The sequence below is a fragment of the Pollutibacter soli genome (assembly GCA_029269725.1).
In the GTDB taxonomy this organism is placed as follows: domain Bacteria; phylum Bacteroidota; class Bacteroidia; order Chitinophagales; family Chitinophagaceae; genus Pollutibacter; species Pollutibacter soli.
The window spans coordinates 191019-205072 of record JARJHS010000010.1; the positions used below are offsets into that span (position 1 = coordinate 191019).

The window sequence follows — 14054 nt, forward strand, 5'->3', positions numbered from 1 at the left end:
GGTAATAAGCTCTCATTTTTTATCCTGGTATGCTATAATTCGCCACGCACGATTTTTGCGCCTTTCACCATATTCACGAGTTTCTGTTTTGCCGCCCACCGCGCTGTCTGACTAAGACCACAATCCGGAGCTACAGAAAGTTTTTCCGCAGGAACGTATTTAAGGCATCTTTTTATACGTTCAACCACATCTTTTTCTGATTCGATATAATAGTTCTTTACATCGATGATACCAACGGCCACATCCATTCTTTCTGCAAAATCCGCCAGCAGTTCAATTTCAGCAAATTCACGATTGGCCATTTCAATATGTACTTCATCTACTTTAAGATCCAAAAAATCAGGGATCATTGGCTTAAGGCTACGATATCCAACTGGACGTCCTTTGAAATTGCCAAAACATAAATGTGTCGACAACCTGCATTTTCCATAAACTGATTCTACCGTTTTATTGAAAATATCCCTGAACCGTTTCGTGTCTTCTTTATAAGCATAACAACTCATCGAAGGTTCATCAACCGTAATCTCTGTACATCCTGCTGCAACAAGATCTTCGAGCTCTTTTTTTACGATAGGGATCAACGCTTCGGTGATTGCGTACCTGTCTTTGTACCGATCATTTGCCAGCATCCTGCCACTTAGGGTATACGGTCCCGGTATGCTGCTTTTTAATACCGGACCTGCCGGAGCAAGCGCCTTTAATCTTTTATATTCGGCAACTGCTCCTAAACCCTTTGGTGCTGTTAATTCCGCAACGATACTGTGTTTGCCGCGCTGATCATGCGCAGGTGGTCCGAATTTTCTTGTTTCGGAATGATTAGGTTCGATGCCTTTCAGGTATCCATAGAATGATAAATTGAAATCGAGACGTGTCTGCTCGCCATCAGTAATCACATCGAGTCCGGCATTCACCTGGTCGTGGACAGCAGCGATTACAGCATCATTCACCATTTCATCAATATCTGCCGGTCCGAATTTGTCGAGGTTCTGCGTGCAGAATTCCAGCCATCCGGGGAAAGGGTAGGAGCCAACTACGGTTGTGCGAATAGGTAATGTTTTCATAACTATCGTTGAAATTAATTGGTAATATAATTATTAATAAAAGCTTGCAGTGCCAAGGCATGTTGAAAACCCAATAACCAACACCACCAGCGCACTGAGTAAAAAATTTCGCCCTGCAATTTTGTTTCTCCTGGAAAAATATGCCAGGCAAAGTACAAAATTGATAAACGTATGAATCGATATCAGAAAGGCAAGTATGATCACTACGCTCAATCCGCGTTCAGGGCCACTCGATGCAATATTAGTCAGCAAAGTGTAGATCAGCAATATGGCGAGGTTAATACCTGCGACCTTTTTAAATGACATCATATCGGAATATTTCGAAGTGAATTAAGTTTTGCCTGGTATCCATTTCTGTAAAAAAGATTCATCGTTTCAAAGGGAATGATCCTGCCGTCATCATGAACGATATGTACGCAGGATTTTTTTATTGCACGAACATCGAAATCCCATGCGTCCATAAAATTCATTACAATGATCCTGAACAGCTGATCATAGCCGATATCCGGAGACACAATTTCAGGAAGACAACAAAGCAGATGTTTCATTGTGCCTGCGGCATTTTCAGGCGAGTTGCCGGTGCTGAAAAGCTTTAATACATATTGATGAAGCATTTTATCCTGCTCATAGACAATTGTATTTTTCGAATTATTCAGCAGCATTTCAGGATCAATCAACCTGGTGAGCGGAACTACTTCATCCTTCATTTTTAAAGCATAGGCCATAATCAATGCATCCGGATTACAGGGAACGGGAATGAGATCGGCCGAACTGAAAATCTCCGATTGATCAATGATGTTTTTCCTTATTTCGGTATTGGTGATTTTGGCAGTCTGCGGATCAAAATTGTCAAGTCTTCCGCTAACCGATGTGGGTTGAAATGTTACGCCACGTACACATTTCTGTTTCAATGCAAACTTTATTATGTCCCCAATTTCATCCTCATTCAAGCCTTTTTCTACCGTAACCACCAGGGTAGTTGACAGGTTAAGCTCATTCAAAATTTCCAGGGCTTTATTTCTGATTTCGCTCAGATCGCGACCGCGTAATTTCTGAAGAACAGAAGGTCTGAAAGAATCAAACTGAAGATATATTTCAAAGCCGGGCATATACGTTGCCAGCTTCTCCGCAAATCCTTTGTCCTGCGCTATGCGGATGCCGTTGGTATTTACCATCAGGTGTTTAATGGGGCGGGCTTTAGCGAGATCCAGAATCTCAAAAAAATGCGGATGTATGGTCGGTTCACCGCCACTGAGCTGTACAACATCGGGCTCTCCCTCACTTTCCACAATCGCATCGAGCATGTTTTCCACCTCTTTAAGCGATCGATGACGGCCATGGACAGGCGAAGACTCAGCATAGCAGGTGGGGCAGGTAAGATTGCAGCGTTCTGTGATTTCTACCAGGGTAAGACAGGAATGCTGTTCATGATCCGGACAGATACCGCAGTCATAGGGACAACCGTACAATGTTTCCGTATGCGGCCTGATTGGGTATTCAGATTTCTTATTGAAATTCCTGATCTGGCGATAATATTCAATATCTGTGGCAATGACCACTTCCTGTCTTCCATGTTCCCTGCAAAATTTGTGCAGCCATACTTTCCCATCGGCGAACACAATTTTCGCGCTGATACGACGATGGCAAACGACACAAAGGCTGATCGTGTGATCGTAATAGATATAGTCTTTTTGTTCAGGCATGCATACGTGTTTGGGGCGGATTGAAAATAAGACTTATTATCGTTCTGACGTAGTAGATCAGACCAGCAACACACATTAACTGAATAAAACTCAGATTTAAAATTATGGGAATCGTCGGCTTAATAAAATCGAGGAAAAACCGGAAACCAAGATAGCCAATCATAAAATATCTGAATATCCAGCCCTCCGGAAGTATCCGTTTCTTTTTCACATGGACTAATACAATCCAAAGCAGGATCAGAAAAACAATTTCATAAAGAGTAACCGGATGACGTAAAATATTATCACCCAGATTCATTCCTGAGAAAAGGCTGGTTTTAATTCCATAAGTATCTTCTCCAACTCCGCTGGTGAAACATCCGATTCTTCCAATAATCATTCCGAGGAGAAGCGGAAAGGTAAACAAATCACCGGAAGAGCTTTTTACACCGATGATTTTCTTCATCAGTTCTACTCCGGTCAAACCACCAAGCAGGCCACCAACTATTGTTTTCGCAGAAAAAAAATAAAGGAGTTTGTGGGGTGAAGAAATAAAAGCATATGGATTTTCCATCACTCCTGTCAGTCTCGAAAAAAGAAAAGCGCCGGCAGCGGCGCCAATAAGAATCCATATTCTTCCTTCATCTGAGATCTGATCATTTGTTTTTGAACGCAGGTGCAAATAATACCGGTAGGCAATAAAAAATGCCAGTGTTTCAAAAAGTATATGCGCCGAAATTGAAAAGCGCCCAATGGATATGTTGATTGGGAATTCCAAAAGGTTTCAACTACTAAATTATTTTAAACCGATGTTCAGATAAAGCCTGGCAAGCCTGCGGGCATGCTCATCGTAAGCCGCTTCGAATAATTCAACAGCTTTTTGTTTTCCTGCAATACTTGCTGCGGTCAATACTTTTGGTGGTTGCCCGGCAATTGTTAATTGTTCGGCGACTGCTGTTTTTATTGCATTGATGATCATCGCTCCTCCAACTGTTGATCCAGGAGCAACCGGTGTATCAAGGCCGGGGATATTCATCATTGAATCTCCTTTTGGTGCGCCGGTATCCAATACCAGATCCGCAAAATCATGGAGCTTCAAACCATCGGCTCTCTTGCTTTCGCTGGATTCCGAATGCAATTTGGTAATGATCGCTACTACGCGGATTTTTTTCTGTTGAAAAAGTTCGGCCATTTCGACGGGTACAACATTCGTCCCCGAAGAAGAAATGATCAGCGCGCTGTCTTTTTGCGACAAATCAAAATTCCGGAGAATTCGCTCCGCAAGCCCGCTGACGTTTTCCAGGAACATCGCCTGGCGCTGACCGTTAGCGCCTACGACCAGGTTGTGAAATGTGAGTGACAGTTCCACCAATGGATTGAACCCGGGAAATGAGCCATAGCGTGGCCACATTTCTTCCACCATGATCCGGCTATGACCGGAGCCGAATACATGTACCATTCTCCCGGCAAGAATGCTGTCTGCAAACCAACCGGCAGCTGTCTGTATTTCCAGCTCCTGCTGTCGGATAACCTGGATGATATTTTCACATTTATCAAGGTATGAACTGATCAACGACATAAAAAGATATTAACTGTTATTTCATTTGTTCTTCTGCTTTCAATAAAGCAAATCCGGCTGCACCGACTGCGCCCGCAAGGTCGCCAAAATGTGCTTTCACCACGGAAGTTCTGTTTCCATTTGTACGCCATTCATAGGCATCCATATAATCGGCCAGTGGCTTGAAAAGTGCATCACCTGCCGAAGTAATTCCACCGCCGAGTATTACCATTTCAGGAGATAGAATATTCGTCAGTGATGCAATTCCAACGGCGAGTTTTTTTATTGACCTCAGCCAAACTTCTGCCGCGAGCGGTTCTCCGAGTCGATAGCCATCCAGCAGTTGCTGTGTGGAATGATAACGACCGCGTGTACGGAGACCGATAGTGCAGTTGCCGATGGCGTCTTCAAGACTTCCCGGCATTCCGCAGATATCCGGTAGTCCGTCTGCATCAACGCTCATATGCCCGAGGTGGCCGGCTTTCTGAAATGCACCCTGGTATATGCGGCCATCAATTGCGATGGAACCTCCAACACCTGTACCTAACGTAAGAAGGATTACATTTTTTTTTCCTGCAGCTACTCCGAATTTTAATTCAGCCGCAAGTGCCGAGTTAGCATCATTTAGTACCCAGGCTCTTGTTGACAGATAGCTGGCCCATTCAAAGTTTTCCAGCCCCTGCAAACGGCCTGGCATAACCGATATACAACTGTTGGTGGCATTGGGTAAACCCGGAGCCGAAATTCCGGTGATGCTTTCCGGATTATTCAGCGAAGCCAGTATGGAAGTATGAGCATTCTTAACCGCTACCCGCCAGCCGCGAGTATCATCATCGGCAGTAGGAGTATACATTTCTTTCAATATTCTGCCACTTTCATCCACGGCGACGGCCTTTATTCGGGTGCCTCCCAGGTCAATACCAATTGCAGTTTTCATCTTCATAACGGATTTGGTATCTGACCATCGGTGAGCGACCATCCTCCATCGACAGCAATCACCTGGCCGGTAATAAATTTTGACTGATCAGAAAGAAGAAATATAGCCAATCCGTCCAGATCTTCGGGTATCCCTGAGCGTCCGCCATCTAAAGGCTGCTTCGATTTTACAAAGGAACTTATTGCAACATCATTCATTGCCCGCTGCGACATCGGCGTGTCCACCAATGCAGGAGCGATCACGTTGGCGCGGATATTCCTTCCCGCGTAATAGGCAGCTATCGATTTACTGAAACCAATGATTGCTGACTTTGCTGCAGCATATGCATGTGTATGAAAAAAAGTTGCAGATGGGGAATAGCCCAGTACAGATCCCAGATTCAGTATTGCGCCTGCATTACCCGATTTCATAAATTGTTTTACTGCAGCCCTGTTGGAAAGCATTATCGAAGTCAGGTTCAGTTCAAGTGTTTTGTTCCAGCCTTCGAGTGTTATCTGGTCGAGTGGACCATCGCCATATTTTCTTCCGCTGCCACCGGCAACATGATATAGCCCGTCGAAACTACCAAATCGATTGATACATAATTCTATTGCATCAACTGCTGCGGATTCAGAAGTCGCATCATTATATAAAACCGGGGAATCAGTACCGAGAATTTTCATCAGCTCTTCTTTTTGACCACTATCCAATCCTGTTACGACAATTTGTGCACCGGCCTCCTTACATGCTTTCGCGGCCGAAAGCCCTATACCGGATGTCCCGCCGATAATAACAATCGCTTTTCCTGCAAGATTTGTTTGTCCCATCGTTGAAATAAATCCTGGAGATGAAGATAGGTAAATGAAGTCAGTAGGGAAAGACTGGCTGCAGGCAGGTCACAGTCAGCTGTGTCTGCAGATAGAAAGATCATGCCTTTTAAATACAAACAGGTACCATCGGTGACGGGCTTCCACAAATATCTGATTGATTTACTCTAATGTACAATTCTGTAATATGAAATGCCGGCCACGCCGGTCTGTTGCCTGCTGCCTGTGGCCTGGTTTGCCACTGCGATTCGGGTTTTTCTTTGTATTATTAACCCTTCAGAAATACCTGTTTAAAAGTATTTACGTTTACAGTCCGTGGCTGGAATGAAATGTGCAAAGTAAACATTATCTATGCTTCAGTTCAACCTCAGAATTCCCGCATTAATTCAAACCTGGTTTGTTTTGGCCTGCTTTTTATTCTCCTGTAAAGAACCAGTTAAGCCAAAACCAAAAGAAATTGTCAAACAACCTGAATTACTCAATCCGAAAACAGAAGAGATCATCAGGGAAGCGCTGGAATATGCCGCTGTGAACGGCAATCGTATTGACGACAGCCTTTTTTTAGATGAAGGAGAGTTTGTTGCCGATAGCTATTCCAAAACAAATGCTGCCCGGTTCTGGAGTAATGAAAAGGAATGGTACAGTTCCGGAGATAGTATTTTTTATTTTATTGTAAACGCAGAGCGTTACGGACTTTTTCCCAACGACTATCATCTTCGGAATCTGAATAATATCAGGATGGCTTTGAAAGATTCTGTCGGGATGAACGATGCCGCATTGTGGGCAAGAGCAGATCTGTTAATGACAGATGCTTTTGTGCATATTTGTCGTCACCTGAAACTCGGTCGTCTCGAAAGGGACAGCGTGACGCTGCGAACAGATACTTTATTTGATGCATCATTTGTGAACAGTCTTATCCTCCAGGCAAAAGCAGGAAGGTCGCCAAGAGAAATTTTTGAATTTCTCGAACCCAGGCACGAAGGATATGTGAATCTGAAAAATGCACTACCTGCATTTCTCGATTCGATGGATCGTGCCGCATATACGTATATCGATTTCCCGAAAACAGATTCGCTTTTATTTCTGAAACAATTACAGAAAAGACTGTTTGAGAGCAGCTATATCGTTTTCAATACAAGGCCGGCCGACACTACTGAAATGAAAGCAGCGATATTGAAAGCGCAGGAAAGTCTTGGGTTGAAACAGGACGGGAAAGCCGGACCACAACTGGTGAAAGCTTTAAATAATACAGGTCGCGAGCGATTCGTGCGCATCGCCATCAATATGGATCGTTATAAACAATTGCCGGAGACTATGCCTGAACGTTATGTTTGGGTCAACTTACCTGCATTCAAAATGGAAGTATTTGATTCCGGCTTTGCAATTATCGAATCCAAAGTCATCGTTGGTCAGCCAAAAACCCGTACACCGGTACTTACAAGTGAGATTACCAATTTCATCACTTATCCGCAATGGACGGTTCCCTTTAGTATTATTTTTAAGGAGATGCTTCCAAGAATTCAGAAGAACATCAATTATCTCGCAAAAGAGAATCTCATGGTAGTGGATAAATATGATAGTGTTATTGATCCGGCAACCATCGACTGGAGTGTGTTGAACAAAAAGAACTTTCCATACCTTATTCGTCAACGTGAGGGTGATGACAATTCACTCGGTCTGATCAAATTCAATTTCCGGAATAAGTATGATGTGTATCTGCATGATACAAATGCAAGAAGCCTGTTTGCCAGGTCCAACAGGGCGATGAGCCATGGTTGTGTACGTGTGCAGGAATGGCGGGTATTGGCTGATTTCATGGTAAGCCAGGATACGGTGAGGTATCCTCCGGATACGCTGGCTGCCTGGATCGCCCGGGCGGAAAAACACGTGGTGCCCGTAAAGATGAAGATTCCTGTTTACCTGAGGTATTTTACTGCAGTCGCAAAAGAAGGCAAAATCGTACTTTTTGAAGATATTTATGAAGATGATAAACTGCTGAGAAACAGGTATTTCGCTAAAAGAGCCTGAATTTTTGGTTTAGAATCCGATTTCTCGCAGGGTTTTTGCTTGGATTGAGCGTGCGAGTTTCAACCCGATTGATCCGCACTTATGAAAATCGGTCCATGCTAAAAAAACTTACATTTTTAACGATCATCATCCTGGCATTTCTGCAGAGTTATTCCCAGCAGCAAGTGAACTATCGGTTAGCCAGGCCCGAAAAAGTGCAGTATGGTACGGCAAGTTATTATGCTGATAAGTTTGTTGGACGCAAGACCGCTAACGGTGAAATTTTCAGCCAGGAAAAGATGACCTGCGCACATAATACTTTACCGCTGGGAACATGGATAAAAGTTACTAATCTCCGGAATAAGAAATCCGTGATCGTTCGTGTGAATGATCGTTTGCATCCAAAAAATCCAAGGCTCGTTGATCTCTCGAAGACCGCAGCTAAAAAGCTCGGTTATACTGGGCATGGGCTAACTAAAGTGAAAGTTGAAGTGCTCTCCAAAAATGACCCGGAATTGCTTGCGCTGATGGCTTCCAAATAATTATTTCCCGGTTTACATCCTGCCTGCTATTTTTGTCGGACCCAAAAAACTGTATATGAGAAAACGGTTCCGTCTGAATATTTTATTCGTCCTCCTTTTGCCTTTAATTTCCCAATCACAGACACAGCATCCTTATAAAAAAACAGGTGCCCTGGGTGTGCATTTTACATTGCACGATTTCAAATCAGGCACTATTCTGAAGAATGAAGGATTAAGTGAATTGCTGATTGATGGGCAGTACAAGAAAGTAGGGGATATGGGTCCTGGACTTGCCGTTTCATTTACAAAAGGGCTAACCGACAATCTCGATTATATGGCGAGATTTGGTCTTGGTTTTGTCGCATATCCACTTTCTAATAAGCCAACAGTAAAAACTGGTTCTAAGGCACTTACGGAAGCTGATGTCAGTTTAAACTTTAAGCTTACGTCTGATAAATATTGGGTATCACCATTTCTGAGTGCAGGTGTTGGAGCATCACAGTGGAGTGGCTACTGGGGAGCATATTCGCCTATGGGTGCGGGTTTGCAGGTGAACATGTGGAATGAAACATTTGCATTCATCCAGGCACAGTACCGCTTGTCTTTGACATCCAATACAAGTAATCATTTGTTTTACAGTATCGGTTTTGCGGGAACAATTTTACAGAAAAAAGAAGTTCCACCGCCTCCGCCTCCGGCCATTCCAACCATAGCACCAAAAGATACCGATGGGGATGGTATCATCGATGCTGAAGATGCCTGTCCGACAGTACCAGGACTTGCCCAATACAAAGGTTGCCCGGACACAGATAAGGACAATATTCCGGATAATGAAGATAAGTGCCCAACGGTGCCGGGTACTGCAAAATACAATGGTTGTCCGGTTCCGGATAGCGATAATGATGGCATAAACGACGAAGAGGATGAGTGCCCCACTGTGGCCGGGCTGGCGAGGTACAAAGGTTGTCCTATCCCGGATCGTGACAAAGATGGTATCAATGACGAAGAAGATCGTTGTCCGGATATTCCAGGCGTTGCGGAAAACGGCGGATGCCCTGTAATTGAAAAATCACGTTTCGATGGCAGCAAGGTAATTTTCGCAACAGGAAGTGCGACATTGACTTCAGCAGGTAAAAGAGAACTGGACAAAGGGATAAAGATTGTAAAAGAAGAATATCCGAATGTTAACATCAACATCGAAGGGCATACGGACAATACCGGCACTAATGAATTCAATCAGAAGCTCAGTTTGCGCCGGGCAGAGAGTGTAAAAAAATATTTGATTTCAAAAGGTATCGATGCATCCAGGCTGACAACTACGGGTGTCGGTGAGGAGCATCCGATTGAAGATAACAAAACTGCCAGGGGCCGCGCGCAGAACCGGCGGGTGGTGTTTAGGGTGAGTCAGTAAGACCTGGCAGGTCTATTAAACCTGGGAGGTCTTAGACCTCCCAGGTTTGTTTTTTTAAAAAACACTGTATTTCAATCGAATTGCCAGGTTTTGATAATTTAATTACAGTTTATAGCGCAGGACGCAGGCGAAATGTTGATTGCATGCCGAGTAACACCTGGCAGATCTTTTAGACCTGGGAGGTCTTAAACCTCCCAGGTTCATTTTTTAACACCATCGAATTTTCAATTAATTCAACTAGAATTTTAAAATTTACTCTCCTGTGGTCGTGTAGAGAGTTATTGAAAGTGTCGTAATTCGCTAATAAGACCTGCCAGGTTTGTCAGACTTCGCAGGTTTAAGACCTGGCAGGTCTTTTAGACCTAGGAGGTCTTAGACCTCCCAGGTTGATTTTTAAGGACGGGCGTTTTTTAGACCAGCGAACTGTTTTGTCGCAGTTATTTATTCATTTCTGATGTTAGTCTGATGAAATTCAGATGCTGACGATAAATGTCCAGGTATTTTAAAAATTCAGCTTTGTCTCCAAATCTTTTTATCACCGGATTTTTGTCGGTGGCTTGCACAAGGTCTTGATAAGAAGACCATGGGTATTCGTCGAGGTTATCGCTTATACCATGTTTAACAGCGTTGGTTAATATATATGCAACTAGCACAGTGAAATAGATAGTGCTGTCGATTTCTTTTCTTTTAAATCTTTTCTGAAACAAACTTCCGACACGCAAATGTCGCTTGTTCAATGCTTTCGCATATGCATTGAAGAGATTGGAAAAATGCTGCTCTGGATCTAAAAATACACGTCGAAATTTCTTTAATTGTTGTTGAGTGGGATTTTCAATTTTCGAAATTTTCTCTTCAAGCTCTTCCTTTGTAAACAAACGAATGAAAAAATGAAAATGATTTGGTAGAAGGTTATAACAAATTGTTTCAGCAATCGGATCGATGTACTTTGCCCACAGTTCTAAAAAATACTGGTAGTTTAATGATTCTTTGAAAATTGTTTCTCTGTTATTGCCCCGATTATAAACATGATAATACTTGCCGCGTTCCATCGACATCAGTGATTCCTCGTAAGTCATGATATTTGAATTTTTGAATCACTAAGTAACAATCTCACGTATACTAAAACAATGGAAATCCCTCATTTTACCGAGAGATTTTTCTCAACACCTGGCAGGTTTTAAACCTCGCAGGTCTTTCATACCTGACAGGCTTTTTAAACCTGGGAGGTCTTAGACCTCCCAGGTTTAAAAAGCCGGACGAATCCGGCCTGGGTGTTTTCGGGGGGGACAAGCAGTACAAATAACAGAAGTCTATTTCGTGATTTTCAGGATCTCCAGATCTTCGACACAACACACCATATTTTCATTTGACACCCTGGTTAATCCGGAGAATGTCACTGCGAGCATATCAATCATAAACTCCTCCGGTAAATTGCATGCCCTGAGTTTAGTGTCGATTGTATTTTCTTCCACTAAAAAATAAATACCACCTGACTCTTCGACAGTTGCTTTTTTATCAGAGAGCGTCCTTGAAATTGTCGCGTCGGTAGAGCATTTTTTTGATTGCTGGTGCAATTCTTTTTTACAGGAAATCAGCCCTGCAGCTACTATAAAGCCAAAAACAACATAATATTTCCGGTGCATCAACAGGTTTTTGTATCTGACATTACAATTTATTGGAATGTTGCATGAGATAATCACTTCCCAGGCACATAAACCTGGCAGGTATTATAAACCTCGCAGGTCTCACACCTGCAAGGTGTTATAGACCTGGGAGGTCTTAGACCTCCCAGGTTACCCTGGGCTCCCTGCCCGCCGGGTCCGTGATTTCTTTGCATATACGATCAATTTAATGATGTCATCATTATACTAATATATTCGATCTTTATCCGGATATCATTTCATTCTGAATCGCTATCAAGCATTTCAGAAAGTAAACATCAATACAATCAATTCAACCATGAGCAACATCGCCCAACTTGTCTCCGATATCGCCAATGCCCGTTATGCATTTATTCAACAGATCAGAAATATTCCGCAGGAAAAAGCCCAGTGGAAACCAGATGCAGAAACCTGGTCAGTAGTTGATAATACCGAACACTTGTTTTGGGCTGAGCATGGCGCAATTGCGGGAATGTGGAAGACACTGCATGCTATTCGTTCGGGTGAGCGTGAACGAGAGTATGAATCCGTTCACAAAAATCTTCCCGTCGAAGAGATTATTGCGTTAACATGGCAGCCAAAAGAAAAAGTGCCACCTGTTGCAGCACCACGTTTCGGTGGTCCACTCAATTTCTGGATTTTATCATTCGAAGGATTACAGAAACTCCTTGAGGTTTTTGCGTCCGATCTTAAAGATGATGAACTGCGATTATTGGCACATCCACATCCGATATCAGGTCCAATGGACTTTCATCAGCGGCTGGAGTTTTTGAGATTTCACATTGACAGACATTTTGGGCAGGTTAAAACTTTGGTTGAATCAATTAATAATAATGGTTGATTCTTAGTCGCCACATGGGAAGAGAATTTGAAAATCATTTCTTTGGTAATTTTTCGCAACTGAAGCACTCTTAATCCAGAAGAAATAAATCGAACTTCCTTGAAATTTGAAACAGAATGACTCAAAAAATTTTGATGTTTATATTAGTCATTTGTATTGCAGCATATTTCGTGATTACTGGTATTGACATGTTGGTTTTAAGCGTTGCCCTGCGATCATTACATCAGTCAATCACATTTTATAAAATAATTGGAGGATGAATTTGCATCAATCCTTCAACATTAACATAAGCCGCTGCTAAATTCTTAGATAGTAGGGTAATTGATATCGGGTAATCAAAAATGGGTTTTGTTGATTTACTGAACTGTACGCGAAACCAAAGATTCTTTATCGACACTATTTTGAATGTCGTGAACCAGGTTATTTTATTGACAGGTTCACAATGATTCTTTTATTAACAGCGCATTTCATGAAATTGCGGGGAAGAATTACCTGGTGCAAAAACCCGTCCCGGAATTCCTATTGGCATCAGAACCGAATGTTTTAAAAAAAGAAAACCCTTTTATCGCAGATATGGAAATTCAGGACTAAATGAATTTTGTCAATATCCTAACAAATGACCTGGTTGGAAAGTGAATTGATTAAAAATCTCTCTCGTTTTTCAGACACAGAAAAGAAATCGAGGAAGATAGCTGGCCACCGGCATTTAAAGAATAGAATTTTCCGGTCGGAATTTTTCGCTAAAAGCACTCAATAAAAAATAACGCGAATTTGTCAACCCTGTTACATTGTTTCATTGCCTCCTGATATCCTTCAACACCAATTTTTCCACACAACAAATTCCGGTCTGCGCAGTCGCAAGGGTTTTGCCGGTAATAATTACTTTCAGCTTATTCATTTTAAATTCTTCCGGGAGATTGCAGGGAAGAAGCCTGGTGTCGTAAGTGTTTTCTTCTATAATCTGGAAGGAGCCGCCGTCAACTGCATGTATCATTGCAACAGCACCATTAATTTCCCGAAACACAGGTTCACCATCACCGCAACTCTGGTCAAGACCTGATTCTTTCCTGCAGGAAACTGCAAACAGGAAAAGCGTTGTAACAAACAATACCAGCGGCTTTTTCATATTGTTTTTTAAGTTTGACAGCAATATACAAAGCGTTGTTGCACGAAGCCCCAAACTTTTGCACCATCGTAACACCGACTAAATAATATATATCGAAAGCTGGCCGTCAGAGAATAAAAAATAAAATATCATGATAAGCTGAGGCAAATCCTATCAGTGGAGATTTTAATGAATTGACTGTTTCAAAATAAAGTGCTCGTATGGAACAATGCCGGGATCAACCAGAAAGGTTATCAGGAATAACAACGCTGCATGGAATATAAAGATCAGGGTCGTCAATCCAAAAACCCAGGCAGTTTTTATACAGCAATTATATTTTTTAGGTACGATAAATATCTGAATAAAAAAAGAGGCCGTCTCAAAACAATGAGTCGGCCTCTTTTTATTTTTTTAGGTTGGCGTATAAGTTTTTTCAATTACCCATCAAGGATTTCGATGAAGTG

The 14054-nt window shown here is 42.4% G+C and carries 15 protein-coding genes; 5 read left to right on the forward strand and 10 right to left on the reverse strand.

What is annotated here, in order from left to right; genetic code table 11:
- Window positions 1-32: 32 nt before the first annotated feature.
- From P2W82_RS21205 to P2W82_RS21235, 7 genes are read right to left on the reverse strand one after another with little or no spacing between them, the layout of a single operon-like run.
- Window positions 33-1061 carry a cobalamin-independent methionine synthase II family protein gene (locus P2W82_RS21205; protein WP_336517949.1) on the reverse strand — a complete coding sequence of 343 codons (1029 nt, stop codon included), beginning with the start codon at window positions 1059-1061 and terminating at the stop codon, window positions 33-35.
- 33 nt (window positions 1062-1094) lie between these two features.
- Window positions 1095-1370 carry a hypothetical protein gene (locus tag P2W82_RS21210; protein WP_336517950.1) on the reverse strand — a complete coding sequence of 92 codons (276 nt, stop codon included), beginning with the start codon at window positions 1368-1370 and terminating at the stop codon, window positions 1095-1097.
- Window positions 1367-2764, reverse strand: a complete 1398-nt coding sequence (locus P2W82_RS21215; protein WP_336517951.1) for a radical SAM protein — start codon at window positions 2762-2764, stop codon at window positions 1367-1369. Before P2W82_RS21215 ends, P2W82_RS21210 begins: the two co-directional genes overlap by 4 nt.
- Window positions 2757-3521, reverse strand: a complete 765-nt coding sequence (locus tag P2W82_RS21220) for a prolipoprotein diacylglyceryl transferase (RefSeq protein ID WP_336517952.1) — start codon at window positions 3519-3521, stop codon at window positions 2757-2759. The genes P2W82_RS21215 and P2W82_RS21220 overlap by 8 nt, the downstream gene beginning before the upstream one ends.
- A gap of 18 nt (window positions 3522-3539) precedes the next feature.
- Window positions 3540-4322: an SIS domain-containing protein gene (locus P2W82_RS21225; protein ID WP_336517953.1), complete on the reverse strand. Its 783-nt coding sequence runs from the start codon at window positions 4320-4322 to the stop codon at window positions 3540-3542.
- Between the two features lie 16 nt (window positions 4323-4338).
- Complete coding sequence (locus P2W82_RS21230) at window positions 4339-5238, reverse strand: ROK family protein (protein ID WP_336517954.1); 900 nt, start codon at window positions 5236-5238, stop codon at window positions 4339-4341.
- 2 nt (window positions 5239-5240) lie between these two features.
- A complete protein-coding gene (locus P2W82_RS21235; protein ID WP_336517955.1) occupies window positions 5241-6044 on the reverse strand; it encodes an SDR family NAD(P)-dependent oxidoreductase in 804 nt (267 codons plus the stop codon).
- Window positions 6045-6395: 351 nt separating this feature from the next.
- Between P2W82_RS21235 and P2W82_RS21240 the strand changes: the two genes are divergently transcribed.
- From P2W82_RS21240 to P2W82_RS21250, 3 genes are all read left to right on the forward strand, one after another.
- Window positions 6396-8072, forward strand: a complete 1677-nt coding sequence (locus P2W82_RS21240) for a L,D-transpeptidase family protein (RefSeq protein WP_336517956.1) — start codon at window positions 6396-6398, stop codon at window positions 8070-8072.
- Window positions 8073-8167: 95 nt separating this feature from the next.
- On the forward strand, window positions 8168-8593 hold the full coding sequence (locus tag P2W82_RS21245; RefSeq protein ID WP_336517957.1) for a septal ring lytic transglycosylase RlpA family protein: 426 nt from the start codon (window positions 8168-8170) through the stop codon (window positions 8591-8593).
- Between the two features lie 55 nt (window positions 8594-8648).
- Window positions 8649-9983: an OmpA family protein gene (locus P2W82_RS21250; RefSeq protein ID WP_336517958.1), complete on the forward strand. Its 1335-nt coding sequence runs from the start codon at window positions 8649-8651 to the stop codon at window positions 9981-9983.
- A gap of 437 nt (window positions 9984-10420) precedes the next feature.
- Here P2W82_RS21250 and P2W82_RS21255 read toward each other — a convergent pair whose 3' ends face one another.
- On the reverse strand, window positions 10421-11059 hold the full coding sequence (locus tag P2W82_RS21255) for a hypothetical protein (protein WP_336517959.1): 639 nt from the start codon (window positions 11057-11059) through the stop codon (window positions 10421-10423).
- 234 nt (window positions 11060-11293) lie between these two features.
- Window positions 11294-11626, reverse strand: coding sequence for a hypothetical protein (locus tag P2W82_RS21260; protein ID WP_336517960.1), 333 nt, complete (start codon window positions 11624-11626; stop codon window positions 11294-11296).
- A 316-nt stretch (window positions 11627-11942) separates the two neighbouring features.
- Between P2W82_RS21260 and P2W82_RS21265 the strand changes: the two genes are divergently transcribed.
- A complete protein-coding gene (locus P2W82_RS21265; RefSeq protein WP_336517961.1) occupies window positions 11943-12485 on the forward strand; it encodes a DinB family protein in 543 nt (180 codons plus the stop codon).
- A gap of 793 nt (window positions 12486-13278) precedes the next feature.
- Here the strand turns inward: P2W82_RS21265 and P2W82_RS21270 are convergent.
- Window positions 13279-13611 carry a hypothetical protein gene (locus P2W82_RS21270; protein ID WP_336517962.1) on the reverse strand — a complete coding sequence of 111 codons (333 nt, stop codon included), beginning with the start codon at window positions 13609-13611 and terminating at the stop codon, window positions 13279-13281.
- A 252-nt stretch (window positions 13612-13863) separates the two neighbouring features.
- Here P2W82_RS21270 and P2W82_RS21275 point away from each other — a divergent pair.
- Window positions 13864-14054 (forward strand): hypothetical protein (locus P2W82_RS21275; protein ID WP_336517963.1); only part of this gene is annotated, 191 nt, incomplete at its 3' end.

Coding starts and splice junctions, on each gene's coding strand:
- P2W82_RS21225 (WP_336517953.1), bottom strand. CDS start 4,322: ATGTCGTTGATCAGTTCATACCTTGATAAATGTGAAAATATCATCCAG.
- P2W82_RS21230 (WP_336517954.1), bottom strand. CDS start 5,238: ATGAAAACTGCAATTGGTATTGACCTGGGAGGCACCCGAATAAAGGCC.
- P2W82_RS21260 (WP_336517960.1), bottom strand. CDS start 11,626: ATGCACCGGAAATATTATGTTGTTTTTGGCTTTATAGTAGCTGCAGGG.
- P2W82_RS21270 (WP_336517962.1), bottom strand. CDS start 13,611: ATGAAAAAGCCGCTGGTATTGTTTGTTACAACGCTTTTCCTGTTTGCA.
- P2W82_RS21245 (WP_336517957.1), top strand. CDS start 8,168: ATGCTAAAAAAACTTACATTTTTAACGATCATCATCCTGGCATTTCTG.
- P2W82_RS21265 (WP_336517961.1), top strand. CDS start 11,943: ATGAGCAACATCGCCCAACTTGTCTCCGATATCGCCAATGCCCGTTAT.
- P2W82_RS21235 (WP_336517955.1), bottom strand. CDS start 6,044: ATGGGACAAACAAATCTTGCAGGAAAAGCGATTGTTATTATCGGCGGG.
- P2W82_RS21215 (WP_336517951.1), bottom strand. CDS start 2,764: ATGCCTGAACAAAAAGACTATATCTATTACGATCACACGATCAGCCTT.
- P2W82_RS21240 (WP_336517956.1), top strand. CDS start 6,396: ATGCTTCAGTTCAACCTCAGAATTCCCGCATTAATTCAAACCTGGTTT.
- P2W82_RS21205 (WP_336517949.1), bottom strand. CDS start 1,061: ATGAAAACATTACCTATTCGCACAACCGTAGTTGGCTCCTACCCTTTC.
- P2W82_RS21250 (WP_336517958.1), top strand. CDS start 8,649: ATGAGAAAACGGTTCCGTCTGAATATTTTATTCGTCCTCCTTTTGCCT.
- P2W82_RS21255 (WP_336517959.1), bottom strand. CDS start 11,059: ATGACTTACGAGGAATCACTGATGTCGATGGAACGCGGCAAGTATTAT.
- P2W82_RS21210 (WP_336517950.1), bottom strand. CDS start 1,370: ATGATGTCATTTAAAAAGGTCGCAGGTATTAACCTCGCCATATTGCTG.